Genomic DNA, 18,459 nt, shown 5'->3' with positions numbered 1-18,459 from the left:
GGAAGTGGCCCGCCAGGCGGCGGGCCACTTCTCGTTGGCGCGCCCGGCGCGGCCCATGCCCCGGCATTTGTGGGACGGCCTTGAATACCGTACAATGGTGACCGAGCCCGGACATGACCGGGCGCCCGGGGGTGTCTCACCCAGCCGGTTCGCAGGAGGGATGGCATCGATGGCCCGACCGATGCGGGTCACGGCGGATGCAGGGCTCACGGCTCGGATGATCCTGACCATGGTCCTGCTCGCCGCGGTCTATCTCTTTTTCGTCAGCGTGCTGCTGGCGTATGGGGTCGACACGGGGTTCATCGTGTTCTTCGTCGGGATCATGCTGCTCGTGCAGTACTACTTCTCCGACAAGATGGTCCTCTGGTCGGTGGGCGCGCGTGAGGTCAGCCCGGCGGAGGCTCCCGAGCTCCACGACATCGTAGGAAGGCTGGCCGCCCTGGCCGATCTCCCCAAGCCGCGCCTCGCCATCGTCCCCACCGACGTTCCCAACGCCTTCGCCACGGGACGCAGCCCCAGCGCGGCGGTGGTGGCCGTCACGCAGGGCCTGATGCGCCGGCTTTCCCGTCCCGAGCTCGAGGCGGTGCTGGCCCACGAGATCACCCACGTCCGCAACCGTGACGTGGCCGTCATCACCCTGGCGAGCTTCTTCGCCACGGTGGCGGCCTTCCTGACGCGCCAGCTCATGTGGATGGGCTACTGGGGGGTGCCGATGGGAGGCGGGCGCCGGGACGACCGGGAGGGCGGCACCAACGCCTGGATCATCATCTACCTGGTCTCCATGCTGGTCTACTTCGTCAGCTACATCCTCATCCGGGCGCTCTCCCGCTACCGTGAGTACGCGGCCGACCGCGGGGCGGCGTACCTCACCGGCGCGCCGTCCAACCTCGCTTCGGCCCTGATGAAGATCAGCGGCGTCATGGAGCGCATTCCGGCACAGGATCTGCGGCAGGCCGAAGCCCTCAACGCCTTCTTCATCATCCCGGCCATCAAGGGCTCGACCATCGCCGAGCTCTTTTCCACGCACCCGTCGCTCGAAAACCGGCTGGCGTACTTGCGCAAGCTGGAGCTGGAGCTGGCCGGGCGGCGCTGAGGCCGCGCAAGGGTAGGAGGCAGTCTGTCGAATGGGCCTTCGCCAGTGGCTCGACGCCCTGATGGGCCGCCCGCGCCTGGTGCAAGCGAAGCCGGAGAAGCTCTTCGCTCTTTCCACCGCGCGCACGACGCTCGAGCAGGAGCTGGGTTGGATCCCGCAAGGGCGAGCGGGTATCTGCCTCAAGCCGGTGGTGACCGCCGACTACGCGAGCGCCCAGCAGGAGCTGGCCGAGCTGGTGCGCCTGGGGGCCGAGGAGACCAAGAGCCGCGTCGAGCTCCAGCGGGACAGCTTCGGGTACACCTGGATGATCGCCGAGGACCCCGAGTTCGAGGATCTCGTGACGCTCGTCCACATGGCGGCCGATACGTTGGAGGAGAAGGGGTTCGGTACCCAGATCCTGTCGGCGGTCTTCCGGTTCCGGCTGGCCGACGCCGTCCGCGGCATGGCGGGGATGGGAAGCGAGAGCACGGCCCCTGAGCGGATTTACCTCATCTACAACTACAAGCGGGGACGCTTCTACCCGTTCGTGCCCAAAGGCCCGGGCAAGGGTCCGGCCGACGGGCGCTACGAGAGCGGCGAGCTGCACGCAAGCGCCACGCTCTCGCGGGAGCTGCCCATCGAGCCGGACCCGTCCCGCTGGTATCCGCTGTGGGACTGCCCCGTCTGAGGGGCCTGGCGAAGGCTCCGGCACCTCCCGTCAGGGAGCCAGGTCCCTGGGGTACCCAGCGAACAGGTCCCGAGCCTCTTCCAGGGTGATGTCCGGCGGCGGCAGCACCAGGTCCGACTCCTTGAGCTCCCGGTCGTCGAGGCGGCGGCCGCGGGAACGGACGATGTCGAGCACGTTGGCCAGGTGCCGGGCGAACGCCTGAGCGTCGGCGTGCTGGATGGCGTCGAGCATGGCGTTGTCCGCGGCGTCGAGCTCCGCCAGGGCCTGCCCGGTGAGCTCGTACTGCCCCTCGGTGGCAATCCGGATGATCACGCCTGGCCCACCTCCTGCTTGAGCCGCGCGAGATCCGCCTTGACCTGCTCCGATGCCTTCAGCTTGGCCAGCTCCTGCTCCACGGGGCTCGAGGGCGCGCCGAAGTTGACCCGATCCTCGAGCACGCCGCTCGCCACCAGCTCGTCGATGGCCGCCGCCCGCGCCTTCATGTTCTCCGTCTTCTGCTGGGCCCGCTCGATGGCCATCCCCACGTCGGCCAGCTCTTCGGACAGACCCGTCGCCGCCTCCCCGATGCGCACCTGCGCCTCGGCCGCCGAGTACTGGGCCTTCACGACCTCCTTGTGCGCCCGGAAGGCCTCCACCTTGGCCCGCAGCCGGGACTCGGCCACCTCCAGCTTCTTCTGCTCCTCCTCGAGCCCGCGGGCCTGCGCCTCGATCCCCTCGATCTGCTGCTGGATCTCGGCCTTGCGGTTGAGGGCCGCCACGGCCAGGTCCTCGCGACCGGCCTTGAGCGCTTGCTTGGCCTGCTCCTCGAGACGGGACAGGGTCTGCTTGAGCTGGACCACCTGCAGCTCCAGGCGCTTCTTGGACGTGACCACCTCGGCGAGGTTGCGCCGTACCTTCTGCATCAGTTCGAGCTGGCGCTGGTAAGAGTACTCCAGGGTTTCCCTGGGATCTTCCAGCCGTTCGGCCAGCTTGTTCATCTTCGCCTTCAGGATCGTCGTCATCCGGGAAAACACACCCATGCCGCGCCATCCCTGCCCTCGGGACGATTTGTCGAGGCCCGGCGGCGCCAGGGGGCGACCGCCGTACCGACCTCATTATACCGGGACGGCGCTCCTGCCACACGCCGGCATGCCCACCCGGCTACCCGCGCGGGGCAGGGGCGGGGTATACTGATTCACCCGGTTAAGATTTGACAGCACTAAGTACCCGCACTAGACTGTTCGTGGCGAAGGGGGAGCCCCATTGGCCAAGCAGGAGCTGGTTTTGGGTACCGAGTACCGCTACGGGTTCTCGGACCCTGAGCAATACGTCTACAAGTCCCGCAAGGGCCTCGATCGGCAGATCGTCGAAGAGATCTCGTCCATCAAGAGCGAGCCCGGCTGGATGCGGCGCTTCCGGCTCAAGGCGCTCGAGATCTTCGAGCGCAAGGCGATGCCGACCTGGGGAGCGGACCTCTCCCAGCTCCGCTTCGACGACATCTACTACTACGTGCGGCCCACCGAGCGGAAGGGCCAGAGCTGGGACGAAGTGCCCGAGACCATCCGCAACACCTTCGACCGGCTGGGCGTGCCGGAGGCGGAGCGCAAGTTCCTGGCGGGGCTGACGGCGCAGTACGAGTCCGAGGCCGTCTACCACAGCATCAACAAGGAGCTCGCCTCCAAGGGCGTCATCTTCGTCGACATGGACACGGGCTTGAGAGAGTACCCGGATCTGGTCCGGCAGTACTTCGGCACCGTGGTCCCGCCGGCGGACAACAAGTTCGCCGCGCTCAACAGCGCCGTCTGGAGCGGCGGGAGCTTCGTCTACGTGCCGGAAGGGGTCAAGGTGGAGATCCCGCTGCAGGCCTACTTCCGCATCAACGCCCGTAACATGGGGCAGTTCGAGCGCACGCTCATCATCGCCGAGCCGGGCAGCTCCGTCCACTACGTGGAGGGATGCACGGCGCCTCAGTACACCACCGAGGCGCTGCACTCCGCGGTGGTGGAGATCATCGTCAAGCCCGGCGCTCAGGTGCGGTACACCACGATCCAGAACTGGTCCCACAACGTGTACAACCTGGTGACCAAGCGGGCCGCCGTCTACGAAGACGGGACCATGATCTGGACGGACGGCAATCTGGGTAGCCACGTGACCATGAAGTACCCGTCCTTCTACCTGATGGGCAAGGGCGCCCGGGGCGAGGTGCTCTCCATCGCCTTCGCGGGGCCGGGCCAGCACCAGGACGCCGGCGCCAAGGCCGTCCACCTGGCGCCGTATACCACCTCGACCATCACCAACAAGTCGATCTGCAAGGATGGCGGCAAGACCACCTACCGGGGCCTGGTCCACGTGGCCGAGGACGCCTACCGGAGCAAGAGCAAAGTCAACTGCGACGCCCTCATCTTCGACGACCGGTCCAAGACCGACACCATTCCCTACATCGAGGTGCTCAACTCCGACGTCCAGATGGAGCACGAGGCGACGGTGAGCAAGGTGAGCGAGGAGCAGCTCTTCTACCTGATGAGCCGCGGGCTTTCGGAGGAGCAGGCGACGGCCATGATCGTCATGGGCTTCATCGAGCCCTTCTCCCGCTCCCTGCCCATGGAGTACGCCGTCGAGCTCAACCGCCTGATCGAGCTCGAGATGGAAGGCTCGGTGGGCTGAGCGCCGTGGCGTTTCGCCCCGTACTCCCCATCGACGAGCTGCCGCCCGGTGCTGCCCGCCGCGTCGACGCCGGCGGGCAGCGCCTGGCCCTGTGGCACACTGCTCAGGGCGTCTTCGCCACCGACGACACCTGCACCCACGAGCGGGCCAGCTTGAGCGAGGGCGACTTCGACCCCGACGAGGGGACCGTCGAGTGCCCCAAGCACGGGGCCCGCTTCCACGTCGCGTCGGGCAGGGCGCTCACCCTGCCCGCCTATAAGCCGCTCCGCACCTACCCTGTCAAGATCGACGGCGGCCATGTCATGGTCGACCTCGGCGACTGAGCGCGGGACTCCGGCGCAGGGCCCCGCGCCCGAGCCCGCGGCTGCCAGGAGTACGCCGGGTCGTCCGGGGAATAGACTCCACTAGAGCGGTTCACCTGCCGGAAAGCCGCGGTGATGGGATGCCGACATCGAGCGAAGCGTCACTGGTGCAGTACCTGCGGGAGAGGCTGCGGGGCACGGTCCTTCAGCACGAGCCCATGGCCGATCACACCGTTTTCCGCATCGGAGGCCCGGCGGATCTCTTCATCCAGCCCCAGGGGCGGGAGGATCTCGCTCTTGCCCTCAAGGCCTGCCGGCAGGCCGGCATCCCCGTCACGGTCATCGGTCGCGGCTCCAATTTGCTGGTGAGCGACGACGGGATCGAGGGCGCGGTCATCCAGGTCGCGCGGGGTCTGTCGGGGGTGCGGTTCGAGGGCAACCGCCTCATCGCCGAGGCGGGGGCCCCCCTGCCCGCCGTATCCTGGCAGGCCGCCATGCGGGCCCTGTCGGGCCTGGAGTTCGCCGTGATGATCCCGGGCAGCATCGGTGGCGCCGTCGTCATGAACGCCGGGGCGCATCAGCAGTCCATCGCGCCGGTCGTGCGGCAGGTCACCTGCCTCGACCCGGACGGGGCCCCGCATACGCTGTCGGCCGCCGAGATGCAGTTCGCCTACCGGTCGAGCATCCTCCAGGAGCGCACCGACCTGGTCGTCGCGGAGGTGTTACTGGAGCTCGAGACCGGGCGGCCGGCCGAGGCCATCACGGCGGCCATGCAAGCCTACCTCGAGAGCCGCCGGCGCACGCAGCCCCTGGGCGAGCCGGGAGCGGGCAGCATCTTCAAGAACCCTCCGGGCGACTTCGCAGGCCGCCTCGTCGAGCAAGCGGGGCTCAAGGGGTGGCGCCAGGGGGACGTGGAAATCTCGCCGATCCACGCCAACTTCATCGTCAACAAGGGGCATGCGCGGTGCATCGAGGTCCTCGAGGCCGTCCGCATGGTCCGCCGCGAGGTCTTTCGCCGCTTCGGCGTTCGCCTCGAGCTGGAGGTCAAGGTGATCGGCCGCAACGTCAGCACGTGGGTGGAGGAGCAGCCTGCTGCGGCACCCGGGCGACCGGTACCCCCGCCTGCCCGGTGAACGCGCCTTTGGACGAGAGTGCCAGGCACGCCGCCGCTTTGCGCTCGGCCGCCTGGCGCGCCATGGACAGCGCCCATGCCGCCAGTCCCGTGCCGGCCAGCATCAACAGCGACCCCAGCCAGATCCAGTTGACCATGGGGTTGACGTAAAACTCGAAGGCAGCCACCCGGCCCCCGTCGTCCCAGCCGGCCAGGGCCACGTAGACGTCGCTCTCGACCTGGCGCAGCAGGGCTACTTCCGAGGTGGCGCCAAACTCCGCCATCCGCCCGTCGTACAGGCGCTTCGCCGGCTCCAGGCGCCCCAGCGACCGGTCACCCCGGTACAGGCTCAGGCTCGCGTAGACCTCGGTGGCGCCGGGCACCCGGCGCATCGACATGCCCTCGAACCGGAACGTGTACCCCGCCACCGACGCGCTCTGCCCCACCTGCAGCGACCGGCTCAGCTCCGCCTGGAACGCGGTGGAAGCCACGACTCCCACGGCGAGGACGGCCACCCCCGCGTGCGCCACCGCCGCTCCGAGGCGCGACAGGCTGCCCCAGCCGCCGGCGTTTCGCCTGCGCCACTGCATCGAGAGCTCCCGCACCAGCTGGGCGAGCGCCATGCCGCCCGCAAGGAACGCCGCCATCAGACCCAGGATCAGCAAGGGACGGCGCACCCCGCCCGCCCACAGCAGCCCCCCGAAGACCAGCGATCCCCCGATGGCCGGCAGCAGCCGGCGGACCCACGAAGGCAGGCGCACGAGCCGCCGGCGACCCCGCCCGTCCTGGCTATCCTTCGGCTGTGGGTTCCAGGGAAGCGACAGGCCCACGCCCATCAAGACGAGCATCAGGGTGAACAGCGGGGCGCTGACCCGCTCGAAATAGGGAGCCTGCACCGTGATCCCGGGGCCGAACAGCCGGCTGACGATGGGCACGGCGGTGCCGAAGGCCACCGCGAACGCGAGCGAGACGAGCACCAGGTTGCCTGCGATGAAAGCCCCCTCCCGGGAGAGGGCCGAAGCGACCGGCCGGGCGTCGCCGAGCGCGTCCCACCGGCTCATGAGGCCCCACACGCCCACGGCGGCCACGACCCCGATGAACCCCATGAAGTAAGGCCCCGTCGGCGACTCGGCGAAGGCGTGGACCGAGGCCAGGACGCCGCTGCGGGTCACGAAGGTCCCGAGCAGCACCGACAGCCAGGAGAGCAGGATCAGCACTGCGTTCCAACGCCGCAGGGTGCCCCTGCGCTCCTGGGCTTGCGCGGAGTGAACGAAGCCGGTGAGCAGGAGCCACGGCACCAGGGAGGCGTTCTCCACCGGATCCCATCCCCAGTACCCGCCCCAGCCCAGCTCCTTGTACGCCCACTCGCCGCCGAGCACGATCCCGAGTCCGAGGAAAAACCACGGGACCATGGCCCACCGCCGGGCCACCCTCACCCACCCGTCCGACCGGGGCTCCACGATCAGCCCTGCCACCGCCATGGCGAAGGGCACGGCCAGCCCGACGTACCCCAGGTACAGCGCTGCCGGGTGAGCCAGCATGGAGGGCGACTGGAGCAGCGGGTTGAGGCCCACCCCGTCGGCGGGAGGCGTGGCGAGCAACCGGAAGGGGCTCTCCAGCGCAGCGACCAGCCATGCGAAGAAGGCACCGACTCCCGCCAGCACGGCGGTAGCGACGGGCCACAGCCGCGGCGCGTCGCGATCGGGCCGGGCCGTGGCCAGCAGGCTCGCGTACACCAGCAGCAGCCACAGCCAGAACAGGAGCGAGCCCTCTTGCCCGCCCCACCAGGCCCCTATCTTGTAGACGAGCGGCATCGCCCGGGCCGAACGCTCGGCGACGTACGCCACGCTGAAGTCGTCCGTCACCAGCAGGAAAAGGAGCGCCGCCGAGGCTATCGTGGCGAGGCCAAAGGCTGCCACCACCAGCGTCCGGGCGGTCCGGAGCCAGCCCGGGCGGTGCTTGACGAGCCCCCCCACCCCCAGGGCCAAGCTCGCGAGCAGGCTCGCCAGCGTGAGCCAGAGCGCCCCCTGGCCCGTCAGGGCTGCTATCAAGGCCGATGCCCTCCACTACTCACCCGGCGATAGGCCCAGGCCGCTCCGGCGGCCAGCACCAAAAGCGGTGCGCCCCACAGCAGCACGTAAGCGCCGGTAGCGGGCGGCCTGGCCAGGATCCAGGTGCCGTACTGCTGCACGTAGTAATCGATGATCTCGCTTTCGCTCTTGCCCTCGTCCAGCATCTGCCGGATCTCTGCCCGCATCTGCGCGGCGACGGTGCTGGCCGAGTCGGCCACGGATTGCCCCTCGCAGACGGGGCAGCTCAGCTCCCGGGCAATGGCCCTGGCTCGCGCTTCGACGGTCGTCTCCTGGGCCATGCCGGAGAGCGACGAGGCGAGCCCGGCCGCCGTGACCACTGCCACCAGCAAGATCACGCTCCAGACCGCGATCTCCACCCCCGTGGCCCGGGTGCGGGCGAGGCTCGGCCCGTGCGCCATCACGGCACCCCCCTGGCGATCGGCGAGAGTTGCCAGCCGCCGGCCGGGTCCGCCGGGTCCACCTGGTACAGGTCCCCGTCGGCCGCCACCGCGGCCACCCGCCCACCGGGCAACGGAGCGAGCGCCGCGAACGCTCGCACCGGGGTACCCGGCAGCGGGGCCGCCTGGTCGTCGCGAGGGTCGTAGCGGTACAGACCCGTCTGAGTGGCTACGAGCCACTCCCGGCCCCATGGCATCACCCAACGGGCCGGCTCGGCAAGGCGCGTCGGGCTGAAGCGAATGGTCCCGCCCGCAAGCGGGACACCCCCGTCGCCGGCCGGGGCGCGCAGCACCCCCACGGGCGTGGCGGCCACCACCCACTCCCCCACCACGCTCGCGTGGGCCTGCCGGGCCGGCAGGGGCAGCTCCTGCGACACGAGGGGGTTGGAGCGCCCGGCCCCGTCCACGACGACGAGCCCCTGCCCCTCCACCCAGGCCAGGTAGTTGCCCCCTGTCAGGGGAGACAGGGAGAGCACGCGCCCGGGGACGATGGCCTGGCGGCTCCACCGGGCAGCTCCGGGGTCGTAGGCCCACACCTCGTCCCCCGTCTCCCGCTCGAGGGCCACCACCAGCCCCTCCTGACCCGAAGCGGCAGTGGCCGCCGTGACGACAGGCCGCGGGCCGCCGGCGCCCTCCGGGAGCGGCAGTGCACGCCAGGCCTCCGGCCGGTCCCATCTGCGCACGTCACCCTGGAGGATGCGGCCCGAGGTCACCAGGAAAAGGTCGCGGCCGGCGCTGACCGCGGCGACGGCCGCGTCGCCGGCCGGTAGCGGGCCGCCCCGGGCGCTTCCCGCGGCGATGGGTTGCCCGGTGACCTCCCGGTACGCCTGCTCCAGGGTTTCGAACGTGAGAGGGCCGGGCCAGTACCGCCGGGCCACCCCGTCGGCCCCCACGAGCCAGCTCTCGGGATACCCTCGCACTCGGAACCGCTCGGCCACCTTGCCGTCCACGTCCCGGACGACCGGATAGGTCATGGCGAACGCCTGCACGAACCGCTCCACCGTGCCGGCCGGCTCCCGCACGTTGACGCCGACGATCGGCATGCGGTCGCCGAAGCGCCGGTAGAAAGCCTCGAGCGAGGGGATCTCCTCCCGGCACGGCTCGCACCAGGTGGTCCAGAAGTTGATGACGTAAGGTCGCCCTGCCAGGGCCGGCGTCTCCACCGGCCGGTTGCGCAGGTCGGCGAGCCGGAAGGCGGGCACGGGCCGGCCGAGCTCGGCCTGGCTGCCGAGGCTGCGATTGTACCAGACCGCCCCCGCAAGGAAGGCGGCTGCCACCGCCAGCGCGGCTGCACTGGCCATCCGGCGAGCTCGCAAGCGGCCAGCCCCCTGTCGCAGTCTAACGAAGCACCGGGTCCGGCGGCAAGGGACATTTGCCTTGGCTCAACGGGTCCGCGGGGGCGGACCCCAAGGCCGGGCCGGGCGCATATGCTGGAGGCGGCATGGCGGGTCGAGTGCTGCAGCTGCTCGTCAAGAACTCCTGGGTCGCCGACAACTTGCGGAGCCTGGGGCCCGGCAAGATGTACCACCTCGCCTATCGCGTGGCCGACATGGACCCCGAGGTGGCGGAGGACATCGTGAGCGGGCACCTGACTCCTGGCACGATGGGAGAGGTCGCTCTGGCCGTCCCGGACGGCGACCCCATCCCCGTGGCCGACATCGAGCTCTCCGGGGTCCACGACTTCGTCAGCTACTGCCGGTTCGACTTCCGCATCCGGCGGGTCCACCCTTACCCCCCGGCTCCGGCCCGGCCCGGCTTCATGTGCCGCTACGTGGAGACATGACGGATGTCCCTGCCAGAAAAGAGGGCGGCTCAGGGCCACCTGCCGGCCGCGGCCGCCTGTCAGGGAAGGACCCGGTAACGCAAGTACAGCTCGTCTTCATGAAGATGCGCGCTTTGGAGCCGCAGGGTGGGCATGGGGTCGATGAGCCCCTGGCCCTCCACCAGGGAGAGATCGTCCGATGTGCCGGCGATGCGGGGAGCCACCGTCCAGAACAACTCGTCGACGCAACCCGCCCGGAAAAAGGCCGAGTTGAGGGTAGGGCCGCCTTCGCTCAGGACGGCCTGGACGCCCCAACGGGACCGCAGGGTGCGCAGCACCCACCGGATGGAGTCGGGCCCCGTCACGGGCACGGGGAGCACGTCCGCCACTTCCCGGAGGCGCCGGAGGGTCTCGGGTGCGGCCCCGGGTCCCGTGAACACCACGGGCCTGCGGGGCGCCTGCCGGAACAGGGGCACCTCGGTGGGCAACGAGCCCGAGGAGGAGAGGATGACCACCAGCGGCAGCGGGTCGAGCCCTGCTTGCCGGCGCCGATCCGGTACCCCCTCCGGGAGGGAGGGGTAGTAGGGAGCCTGGCGTACCGTCCCGGCGCCCCTCACGACCGCCCCCACCCAGGCCCGCAGCCGGACCATGAGCGCACGGTCCACCGCGCTCCCGATGGGCCGGCGATGCCTCCCCCGGAGCAGGGTGGCCTTGCCGTCGACGGTCGTGACCATGTTGAGCGCGACATAGGGCCGGTCCTCCGGTGCGGCGGGCCAGCGTATCGCATCGTAGATGGACTCGGGGGGATCTACGGGCTCCGGCGCCCGGCCGGAGGCATCGAAAAGCCGGAGCATGGAGAAGACGCGCTCGCCTGATGGCCGCCCCGTCAGCGGGGGCCCTGGGAATCGGGCGAGGAGACGGGCGCCTCCGGCCTCCTCAGATCGCCGGCGAGGATGCGGCGGATGGGCATGCCGTGGGCGAGCGCTGCCCGCTCCTCCCGGCGCTTCTCCCACAGGCGGTCCAGCTCCATCGTGATCCGCCCGATTCGCTCCCGGTCCTGATCCGTCAGATGGCCCTTGGACCAAAGCCGCAGCCGCTCCGCGGCCAGTTCGTTGATCCGCTTGAGGATGTCGGACGAACGCTCCAACGGCTTTCCCTGCCTCCTGCGCGTGCACAGCCGACCATGCTTGAGTATCTCCCGGCCCGGCGCCCGTCGTCAAGCACGAAGGGCGGTACCGGAAAGGCCGCACCCGGGGTACCATGGTCCCGTGAGCAAGCAAGCGATGGCCGCCGTGCTGGCGGCCCTGATACTCGTCGCCGGGCCCTACCGCCCGGCGCGCGCCTCCCCGGCGACGGGTGAACCGATTACGATGTGGGTACCGGCCCGCGGGGGTTACCTGCCCCTCTGGCGGCACGTCGCGGAGCTGGCGCGCCGCGCCCACCCCCACCTCCAGCTCGCCCTCGAGCCCATCTGGGACGACTATACCGCCCGCCTGACGCTGGCCCTCGCCGAACGGCGGGCGCCGCCCCTGGTCGTCGTCGATGCCATGACCGCCGCGCGGCTGGCCGCCCGGGGCTTCCTGGCGGACGTGACCGATCGGGTGGCCCCTTACGGAGGCCATCCGGCCGCCCTCACTCCCTTCGAGCTCGGTGGGCGGGTGTGGGCCGTGCCGGCTTTCCTCGATCCGGTGCTCCTGTACGCCAACGAGGACCAGCTCCGGCAGGCCGGCGTCCTGCCCCCACAGACCGGCTGGAGCTGGCAAGACCTGACGGAGGCCGCCAGGAGGGTGCAGGCGTCGGGGACGGCCCGGTGGGGCATGGGAGTGAACGGCTGGCCGCCCATGGTCATGTTCGTCTGGCAGGCAGGGGGAGAGCTCATGGTCGACGGCCGGCCCTGGACCGCCGAAGAACCCGTCGTGCAGGCAGCGACCTACTACCGGGACTTCGTACGCACCGGGATCAGCCCTCCGGCGCCCCGCAGCTGGACCGAGCCGCCCGATCTCCTCTTCCGAGCGAGCCAGGCGCCCTTCGTGATGGGCCTCTTCTCCGACCCGCTGGAAACGCCGGCGCGCCCGGGGCCGTTCGCCGGGGACGCCGCAGGCCCCTCTGGGCCGGCCGGCTTCAGGGCGTCGGTCTCGCCCGTTCCGCGAGGGCCGGCGGGGTGCGCCACGTGGGCATGGAGCGAGGGAGTCGCTGCCTCGCAGCCGGCCTCGGCACGGGCGCTCGAAGCGGTCGGCTACCTGGCCGAGGCCGTTGCCCGCGCCGGATGGATGCCCCTCAGCGACCCCGACCGTGACCAGGCCACCATCGCCGCCAGGGTCTCGGCGCCGTGTGCGCGATCCCTGCCAGCCCATCCGGCGCTGTGGGAGTTCGACGCCGCATGGATGGAGAAGGTGGTCGTGCCGCTCTTGTCGGAGGGCGAAGGAGCTCCCGATTCCACCGAGGACGTGCGCCGGCTCTTGCACGCGGCCGCCGGTGCCCTGCAGCAGGCTTTGACGACGCAGGCCTCGCGGTGACGGCCGCGGCCCGGGCAGCCGCGAAAAGCGCCGCAACAGAAGGTTCAGGCATTTGTTGCCCAACGTTGACCTGCAGCCGCCTGCCCGGGTATAGTCTTGAAAATGGGCATGAGAAGCCCCCGTGAGAGGAGAGGATGAGCGAACCGCATGGTGCCTCGTTTCTTGGTTTCCGACATCGACGGCACCCTCCTGGACACAGGCGGCCGCTTGAGCGAGATCAACGAGCACGCGCTGCGCCGGCTGGTGGAGCGCGGCCTGCCGGTCACGCTCGCCACCGGTCGCACCGCCGCCGCAACCCTGCCGTTGGCCCGGCGCCTCGGCATCCGGCTGCCCGTCGTCACGTTCAACGGCGCTCAGGTGGTCAAAGAGGACGGGACGGTCTGCTTCCAGCAGCATCTGGCGCCAGAGGCCGTGGACGCCGTCGTCCGGCTGGCCGGCCGATCCGCTCTGGCCGGTTTCGTGTATGGCCGCTCTGGCATCACCCCGGTGGCAGGGGGTGAACGGCTGCGCGATCACCTGCTGATCGAGGACCGGGAGCACCTGCTACCGCCGTGGCCTGCGGGAGCGACCGGGCATGCGCCGTGGTGGCGCGAGGGGGGAGCCGTCAAGGTGCTCTTGCTCGCTCCCGACCCGGAGGCGGCCGACGCCTTCGCCCGGGAGGCCGCCCGGCCGGAGTTCGGGCACCTGTTCGGCCTCTTGCGCTCGGCGCCCGATTGTGTGGAGGTGATGGCGCCCGGCGTCAGCAAGGCGGCGGGCCTCGCGTACCTCTTGCGGTGGTTGCGCCTTCGCCCGGCCGAGGTCGTGGCCGTGGGCAACGCCCTCAACGACCTCCAGATGATCCAGCTGGCGGGCGCCGGCGTAGCCGTCCTGGACGCGGAGCCCGAGCTCCTTGCGGCCGCCGACTTCGTGGCGCCGCCGGCGTCGGAGCACGCGGTCGCCGCCGTCGTGCGCCGCTTCTTCCCCCAGGCGCCGCTCGACCCCGAGATGGCCGGCCGCCTCGGCCCGGTCATGGGCCGCCGCTCGCTCCCGACGGCCAGCGCGTCGTGGCCCGTCCCCGCCCCCGTCACCAGCCTGCAGCCTGCCTGAGCGCCCCCCCTTCCTCCCCCCTTGCCGCACCCGGCCGTTGTTCCGGAAGGAAAGGCCGGGGGTCCAGCGAATGGATAGGGCATCTCGTTACCGACGCTTTCCCGTGAATCGGGTATCCGGAAGCGGCGCCTATCGGAAAGGCAGGGAGGGGTGTTTTGCCGTGCGCAGCAGCCGAATGCCATGGATTGTCGTGGCCCTGGGGCTGGTCCTGGCCCTCGGGTGGGTCTTGCCCGCCCTGGCGGCGGAGATCGCGATCGGTCTCAACGTGGAGCTCACCGGGAGCATCCCCCAGGTCGGCCAATCCAGCCTCAACGGAGCGCGCCTGGCCGTGGACGAGATCAACCAGGCCGGCGGTGTGAAGGTCGGTAACCAGCGCTACACGATCCGCCTGCTGGTCGAGGACAACGAAGACAAGGCGCAGTCGGCCGTCGCCGTCGCCCAGAAGCTGTACTTCCAAAACGGCGTGCTGGCCATGATCGGCCCCAACGCCAGCCGCAACGCGGTGCCGGCCGCCGACGTGGCCGAATCGGCCCACGCCCCCATGATTACGCCCTGGTCGACCAACCCCAATGCGACCAAGGGCAAGCAGTGGGTCTTCCGCGCTTGCTTCACGGACGACTTCCAGGGGCAGGTCGTCGCATCCTTCGCCCGCCAGCACTTCAAGGCGCAGCGAGCGGCCGTCCTCTACGACGTCGCGAGCGAGTACAACAAGGGCATCGCGGAAGTGTTCCGCCAGAGCTTCACCAGGCTCGGCGGCCAGGTGGTCGCGTTCGAGACCTACACCACCGGGGACAAAGACTTCCTCTCCCAGCTCACCAAGATCCGGGCGGCGAGGCCTGACATCCTCTTCCTGCCCAACTACTACAGCGAGGTGCCGCTGCAGGTCCAGCAGGCCCGGCAGATCGGGCTCAACGTCCCGATCATCGGCTCCGACTCCTGGGGCTTCGCGGGGCTCCTGGAGCTGGGAGGCTCCGACATGGAAGGGCTCATGTACACCACCCACTACGCGCCCGACATCGCCACCCCCACCGCCCAGACGTTCATCAAGCGCTACCAGGAGCGTTACGGGAGCCTCCCGGACGACGTGGCCGCCCTCACGTACGACGCCTTCGGGCTGCTGGTGACCGCGCTCGAGAAGGCGGGCAAGCCCGATCGCCAGGCCGTACGAGATGCCCTCGCCTCCATCGAGCGGTACGACGGAGTGACCGGCACGATGCAGTTCGCCGGATCGGGCGACCCCATCAAGAGCGCCGTGGTGATCCAGATCAAGAACGGGCAGTTCAAATACTTCACGACCGCGACGCCTTGACGGCGTAGGGCAGGCAGGCGCTCACCTTGGCCTTCTACATCGCTCAACAGATCGTCAACGCGCTGCAGCTCGGGTCGGTCTACGCCCTCATCGCCCTGGGCTACTCCATGGTGTACGGGGTGCTCCGGCTCATCAACTTCGCCCATGGCGACATCTTCATGGTGGGCGCCTTCCTGGGCTTCTTCGCCGCCGCGGTGTTGAGGTGGCCTTTCGTGGCGACCCTGCTGTTCAGCATGGTCGCCACGGCCGCCCTCGGGGTCACCATCGAGCGGCTGGCGTACCGGCCGCTCCGGGACGCGCCGCGGGTCTCGGCGGTCATCACGGCCCTCGGTATCGGGCTGTTCCTCGAGCACTTCACGCTGGCCACGGTCGGCGCACAGCCACGGCAGATTCCCCGGATGATCCCGATGCACTTTTACACGCTGCCTGGTGACATCGGGTTCTCTTCGACCCAGGCCGTGATCCTGGCGGTCGCGCTCGTCCTCATGCTGGCTCTCGATCTCTTCGTCAACCGCACGCTCATGGGCATGGCCATGCGGGCCATCTCGTGGGACATCCGCCATCTCCCGCTCATGGGAGTGCCGGTCAACCGGGTGATCAGCCTCACCTTCGCCATCGGATCGGCCCTGGCGGCCGCAGGAGGGATCCTGGTGGGCCTCGCTTACCCCATCATCGATCCCTACATGGGCATCCTGGTGGGCTGGAAGGCGTTCGTCGCGGCCGTGGTGGGTGGGATCGGCAGTATTCGGGGCGCGATGCTCGGGGGTTACATCCTGGCGGCGACCGAGGTGCTCGTAGCGGCTTTCCTCCCGTCGACGTACCGGGATTTCGTCGCCTTCTCCCTGCTGCTGTTGCTGCTGGTCTTCAAACCGACGGGATTGATGGGACGGGTATGGGCGCAGAAAGTGTGAAAGCCGGGGGCGTCCGGAGCAAGCCGGCAACGGCAGGCCTGGTGGGACGGGATGCCGGTTGGTGGGCGGCAGCAGCCGCCATCGTGGCGTTGTTGCACTTCGTGCTGCCCCTCTTGCCCCTCAACGCGTACCACGTCCAGGTCCTGATGTACGTCGGCATCAACGTCATCCTCGCGGCCAGCCTCAACCTGGTCAACGGCTACATGGGCGAGTTCTCCGTGGGCCATGCCGGGTTCATGGCGGTGGGGGCTTACGTTTCGGCCGTGACCATGCTCTGGGCCGTGCCCCGGGCGTGGTGGCCGTACTTCTTCCCCGTCTCGGTCGTCCTGGGGGGAGCAGGAGCGGCGGCGGTCGGCCTCCTGGTGGCCATCCCCTCTTTCCGCACGCGGGGCGATTACCTGGCCATCGTCACGCTGGCCCTCAACATGATCGTCAAGAGCGTCATCGAAAACATCGAGGCGGTGGGCGGCCCGCGGGGGCTGGTCGGAATCGCCCGCCTGACGAGCCCCGCCTGGGTCTACTTGTGGGTGTTCGTGACGCTCGGGGCGCTTCGCCAGTTCCTGCACTCCCGTTTCGGACGCGGCGTCCAGGCCATCCGAGAAGACGAGGTGGCGGCGGAGATCATCGGCATCGAGACGCGCCGGGTCAAGCTCCAGGCGTTCCTCATCGCTGCCTTCTTCGCCGGGGTGGCGGGGGGACTGTACGCCCACCTGATTCAATTCATCAACCCGAAGAGCTTCGACATCGTCAAGTCCACGGAGATCCTGGTCATGGTCTACCTCGGAGGCGTCGCCAGCCTGGCCGGCAGCGTGCTGGGCGCCGCCATCTACACGGTGCTGCTGGAGCTGTTGCGCTTCCTGGGGCTGTGGCGGTGGGTGCTGGCGCCGCTTCTGCTGGTGCTGTTGATGATCCTGCGGCCGCGCGGCATCCTGGGCTATCAGGAGCCCGCCGCGCTGATTCCATGGCGGGAGCGCCTGCTGCGCCGGCGCGCCGGGGAAGGGGCGAAGGTCGTTGGCGCTCCTTGAGATCGAGCATCTCGGCATTCGCTTCGGCGGCCTGCAGGCGCTGCACGACTTCTCCCTGCAGCTCGAGGAAGGGGAGCTGGTGGGCCTCATCGGCCCCAACGGCGCCGGCAAGACGACGGTCTTCAACCTGGTGACCGGGGTCTATCGTCCTTCGGCCGGGGAGATCCGGTGGCTGGGGCGCTCGCTGGTGGGGCTGCGCCCCAGCCAGATCGCCCAAGCGGGCGTGGCCCGCACCTTTCAGAACATTCGACTGTTCAAGGGGCTTTCCGTGCTCGACAACGTGCGGGCGGCCCTGTACAAGAGCGGCCGAACGCACCTCTTCGGCGCGCTGGCCGGGGCCGGTGCGATCGCGGCCGAGGAGGAAGCCATCTTCGAGCGTTCCATGGAGATGCTGGAGCTGTTCGGCCTCGCCCACCTGGCCGCCGAGCCGGCCGGGAGCCTGCCATACGGGCACCAGCGGCGCCTGGAGATGGCCCGCGCCCTGGCCGCGAGGCCTCGCCTCCTGCTCCTCGACGAGCCGGCCGCCGGCATGAACCCGGCGGAAGCGGAGCGCCTGTTGGAGCAGATTCGATGGATCCACCGGCACTTCGGCGTCGCCATCATCCTCATCGAGCACCAGATGCGGGTCGTGATGGGGGTCTGCCCCCGGATCGTGGTGCTCGACTTCGGGGAGATCATCGCGGAAGGCCCGCCCGAGTTCATCCGGCAGCATCCCAGGGTGCTGGAGGCATACCTGGGCCGCCAGGCGGAGGGGTCGTGATGGCGGTGGCTCAACCAGGACCGGGCCGGGCGCTGCTCACCCTGCAGGACGTGGAGGTCCGCTACGGCAGCATCCAGGCGCTCTCGGGGGTCTCGCTCCAGGTACATGACGGCGAGGTCGTGGCGCTCATCGGCGCCAACGGCGCCGGCAAGACCACCACGCTCCGGGCCGTCTCCGGCCTGGTGCGCCCGGCCCGGGGGAAGATCCTCTTCGGGGACGCCGACCTCTCCCGCCTGCCGGCCGACCAGATCGCCGCCATGGGCATTTCCCACGTCCCCGAAGGGCGGGCCATCTTCGCCAACCTTACCGTGCTCGAAAACCTGCGCCTGGCCACCTTTTCCCGCCGCGATCGCCGCCAGGTGCAGGAGGACATCGAGCGGGTCTTCTCGCTGCTGCCCCGCCTGGCCGAGCGGCGCCATCAGAACGCCGGCACCCTCTCGGGCGGCGAACAGCAGATGCTGGCCATCGGGCGAGCCCTGATGCTGCGGGGCCGCATCATGCTGCTGGACGAGCCGTCCATGGGGCTGGCACCGGTGCTGGTCGCGGAGATCTTCCGGCTGTTGCGGGAGATCAACCGGCAGGGCACGACCCTGCTTCTGGTCGAGCAAAACGCCCGTATGGCCCTCGCGCTCGCCACCCGGGGCTACGTCCTGGAGAACGGCCGGGTCGTCTTGAGCGGGCCCTCCGCGGAGCTGATGGCCAACCCGGCCGTGGCGGAAGCGTATCTGGGCGCCGCCTGAGCAC

The 18,459-nt window shown here is 69.8% G+C and carries 20 protein-coding genes; 13 read left to right on the top strand and 7 right to left on the bottom strand.

The features are described from left to right. Positions 1 to 169 precede the first annotated feature (169 nt). Complete coding sequence (gene htpX / locus U7230_RS02130) at positions 170 to 1,093, top strand: zinc metalloprotease HtpX (RefSeq protein ID WP_324717102.1); 924 nt, start codon at positions 170 to 172, stop codon at positions 1,091 to 1,093. A 31-nt stretch (positions 1,094 to 1,124) separates the two neighbouring features. Further along, positions 1,125 to 1,760 carry a PspA-associated protein PspAB gene (pspAB, locus tag U7230_RS02125; RefSeq protein WP_324717101.1) on the top strand — a complete coding sequence of 212 codons (636 nt, stop codon included), beginning with the start codon at positions 1,125 to 1,127 and terminating at the stop codon, positions 1,758 to 1,760. 30 nt (positions 1,761 to 1,790) lie between these two features. On the opposite strand, the gene pspAA is transcribed toward pspAB, so the two are convergent. Together pspAA and U7230_RS02115 are read right to left on the bottom strand one after the other, a co-directional pair. Further along, positions 1,791 to 2,072, bottom strand: coding sequence for a PspA-associated protein PspAA (gene pspAA, locus U7230_RS02120; RefSeq protein ID WP_324717100.1), 282 nt, complete (start codon positions 2,070 to 2,072; stop codon positions 1,791 to 1,793). Further along, positions 2,069 to 2,779 carry a PspA/IM30 family protein gene (locus tag U7230_RS02115; protein ID WP_324717099.1) on the bottom strand — a complete coding sequence of 237 codons (711 nt, stop codon included), beginning with the start codon at positions 2,777 to 2,779 and terminating at the stop codon, positions 2,069 to 2,071. Before U7230_RS02115 ends, pspAA begins: the two co-directional genes overlap by 4 nt. A 223-nt stretch (positions 2,780 to 3,002) precedes the next feature. Here U7230_RS02115 and sufB point away from each other — a divergent pair, with 223 nt between their 5' ends. The 3 genes from sufB to murB all read left to right on the top strand — a co-directional run bounded on the left by sufB (position 3,003) and on the right by murB (position 5,838). Beyond that, positions 3,003 to 4,403, top strand: coding sequence for a Fe-S cluster assembly protein SufB (gene sufB, locus U7230_RS02110; RefSeq protein WP_324717098.1), 1,401 nt, complete (start codon positions 3,003 to 3,005; stop codon positions 4,401 to 4,403). 5 nt (positions 4,404 to 4,408) lie between these two features. Next, the gene (locus U7230_RS02105; protein ID WP_324717097.1) at positions 4,409 to 4,726 is read left to right on the top strand and encodes a non-heme iron oxygenase ferredoxin subunit; all 318 of its coding nucleotides are present in this window, start codon (positions 4,409 to 4,411) and stop codon (positions 4,724 to 4,726) included. Between the two features lie 119 nt (positions 4,727 to 4,845). After that, positions 4,846 to 5,838 (top strand): UDP-N-acetylmuramate dehydrogenase, encoded by a 993-nt coding sequence (gene murB, locus U7230_RS02100; RefSeq protein WP_324717096.1) that lies wholly within the window; start codon positions 4,846 to 4,848, stop codon positions 5,836 to 5,838. On the opposite strand, the gene U7230_RS02095 is transcribed toward murB, so the two are convergent. From U7230_RS02095 to U7230_RS02085, 3 genes are read right to left on the bottom strand one after another with little or no spacing between them, the layout of a single operon-like run. Then, positions 5,771 to 7,867, bottom strand: coding sequence for a heme lyase CcmF/NrfE family subunit (locus U7230_RS02095; protein WP_324717095.1), 2,097 nt, complete (start codon positions 7,865 to 7,867; stop codon positions 5,771 to 5,773). The genes murB and U7230_RS02095 overlap by 68 nt on opposite strands. Continuing rightward, positions 7,864 to 8,307 carry a cytochrome c-type biogenesis protein gene (locus U7230_RS02090; RefSeq protein ID WP_324717094.1) on the bottom strand — a complete coding sequence of 148 codons (444 nt, stop codon included), beginning with the start codon at positions 8,305 to 8,307 and terminating at the stop codon, positions 7,864 to 7,866. Before U7230_RS02090 ends, U7230_RS02095 begins: the two co-directional genes overlap by 4 nt. Further along, positions 8,307 to 9,662, bottom strand: a complete 1,356-nt coding sequence (locus U7230_RS02085) for a TlpA disulfide reductase family protein (protein WP_324717093.1) — start codon at positions 9,660 to 9,662, stop codon at positions 8,307 to 8,309. Before U7230_RS02085 ends, U7230_RS02090 begins: the two co-directional genes overlap by 1 nt. Before the next feature lie 125 nt (positions 9,663 to 9,787). Here U7230_RS02085 and U7230_RS02080 point away from each other — a divergent pair, with 125 nt between their 5' ends. Continuing rightward, on the top strand, positions 9,788 to 10,129 hold the full coding sequence (locus U7230_RS02080; RefSeq protein ID WP_324717092.1) for a hypothetical protein: 342 nt from the start codon (positions 9,788 to 9,790) through the stop codon (positions 10,127 to 10,129). 59 nt (positions 10,130 to 10,188) lie between these two features. On the opposite strand, the gene U7230_RS02075 is transcribed toward U7230_RS02080, so the two are convergent. Together U7230_RS02075 and U7230_RS02070 are read right to left on the bottom strand one after the other, a co-directional pair. After that, positions 10,189 to 10,962 carry a RibD family protein gene (locus U7230_RS02075; protein ID WP_324717091.1) on the bottom strand — a complete coding sequence of 258 codons (774 nt, stop codon included), beginning with the start codon at positions 10,960 to 10,962 and terminating at the stop codon, positions 10,189 to 10,191. A gap of 32 nt (positions 10,963 to 10,994) precedes the next feature. Beyond that, entirely contained in the window at positions 10,995 to 11,255 is a 261-nt protein-coding gene (locus U7230_RS02070) for a hypothetical protein (protein WP_324717090.1), read from the bottom strand. A 121-nt stretch (positions 11,256 to 11,376) separates the two neighbouring features. Between U7230_RS02070 and U7230_RS02065 the strand changes: the two genes are divergently transcribed. The 7 genes from U7230_RS02065 (at position 11,377) to U7230_RS02035 (ending at position 18,455) form a co-directional block, all read left to right on the top strand. Next, positions 11,377 to 12,624, top strand: a complete 1,248-nt coding sequence (locus U7230_RS02065) for an ABC transporter substrate-binding protein (RefSeq protein ID WP_324717089.1) — start codon at positions 11,377 to 11,379, stop codon at positions 12,622 to 12,624. A 147-nt stretch (positions 12,625 to 12,771) separates the two neighbouring features. Next, entirely contained in the window at positions 12,772 to 13,710 is a 939-nt protein-coding gene (locus tag U7230_RS02060) for an HAD family hydrolase (RefSeq protein ID WP_324717088.1), read from the top strand. A gap of 160 nt (positions 13,711 to 13,870) precedes the next feature. Then, positions 13,871 to 15,019 carry an ABC transporter substrate-binding protein gene (locus U7230_RS02055; RefSeq protein ID WP_324717087.1) on the top strand — a complete coding sequence of 383 codons (1,149 nt, stop codon included), beginning with the start codon at positions 13,871 to 13,873 and terminating at the stop codon, positions 15,017 to 15,019. A gap of 26 nt (positions 15,020 to 15,045) precedes the next feature. After that, positions 15,046 to 15,930 carry a branched-chain amino acid ABC transporter permease gene (locus tag U7230_RS02050; protein ID WP_324717086.1) on the top strand — a complete coding sequence of 295 codons (885 nt, stop codon included), beginning with the start codon at positions 15,046 to 15,048 and terminating at the stop codon, positions 15,928 to 15,930. Beyond that, the gene (locus U7230_RS02045) at positions 15,912 to 16,955 is read left to right on the top strand and encodes a branched-chain amino acid ABC transporter permease (RefSeq protein WP_324717085.1); all 1,044 of its coding nucleotides are present in this window, start codon (positions 15,912 to 15,914) and stop codon (positions 16,953 to 16,955) included. The genes U7230_RS02050 and U7230_RS02045 overlap by 19 nt, the downstream gene beginning before the upstream one ends. Further along, a complete protein-coding gene (locus U7230_RS02040) occupies positions 16,942 to 17,715 on the top strand; it encodes an ABC transporter ATP-binding protein (RefSeq protein ID WP_324717084.1) in 774 nt (257 codons plus the stop codon). Before U7230_RS02045 ends, U7230_RS02040 begins: the two co-directional genes overlap by 14 nt. Further along, positions 17,715 to 18,455, top strand: a complete 741-nt coding sequence (locus U7230_RS02035; protein ID WP_404980617.1) for an ABC transporter ATP-binding protein — start codon at positions 17,715 to 17,717, stop codon at positions 18,453 to 18,455. The genes U7230_RS02040 and U7230_RS02035 overlap by 1 nt, the downstream gene beginning before the upstream one ends. The last annotated feature ends 4 nt before the right edge of the window (positions 18,456 to 18,459 follow it).

This window comes from Limnochorda sp. L945t (assembly GCF_035593305.1).
Taxonomy (GTDB): domain Bacteria; phylum Bacillota; class Limnochordia; order Limnochordales; family Geochordaceae; genus Carboxydichorda; species Carboxydichorda subterranea.
The sequence above is the reverse complement of the archived record's forward strand: the minus strand, read 5'-3'. Positions and strand labels throughout refer to the sequence as shown.

Coding starts and splice junctions, on each gene's coding strand:
- htpX (WP_324717102.1), top strand. CDS start 170: ATGGCCCGACCGATGCGGGTCACGGCGGATGCAGGGCTCACGGCTCGG.
- pspAB (WP_324717101.1), top strand. CDS start 1,125: ATGGGCCTTCGCCAGTGGCTCGACGCCCTGATGGGCCGCCCGCGCCTG.
- U7230_RS02115 (WP_324717099.1), bottom strand. CDS start 2,779: ATGGGTGTGTTTTCCCGGATGACGACGATCCTGAAGGCGAAGATGAAC.
- murB (WP_324717096.1), top strand. CDS start 4,846: ATGCCGACATCGAGCGAAGCGTCACTGGTGCAGTACCTGCGGGAGAGG.
- U7230_RS02090 (WP_324717094.1), bottom strand. CDS start 8,307: ATGGCGCACGGGCCGAGCCTCGCCCGCACCCGGGCCACGGGGGTGGAG.
- U7230_RS02080 (WP_324717092.1), top strand. CDS start 9,788: ATGGCGGGTCGAGTGCTGCAGCTGCTCGTCAAGAACTCCTGGGTCGCC.
- U7230_RS02075 (WP_324717091.1), bottom strand. CDS start 10,962: ATGCTCCGGCTTTTCGATGCCTCCGGCCGGGCGCCGGAGCCCGTAGAT.
- U7230_RS02060 (WP_324717088.1), top strand. CDS start 12,772: ATGGTGCCTCGTTTCTTGGTTTCCGACATCGACGGCACCCTCCTGGAC.
- U7230_RS02045 (WP_324717085.1), top strand. CDS start 15,912: ATGGGCGCAGAAAGTGTGAAAGCCGGGGGCGTCCGGAGCAAGCCGGCA.
- U7230_RS02035 (WP_404980617.1), top strand. CDS start 17,715: ATGGCGGTGGCTCAACCAGGACCGGGCCGGGCGCTGCTCACCCTGCAG.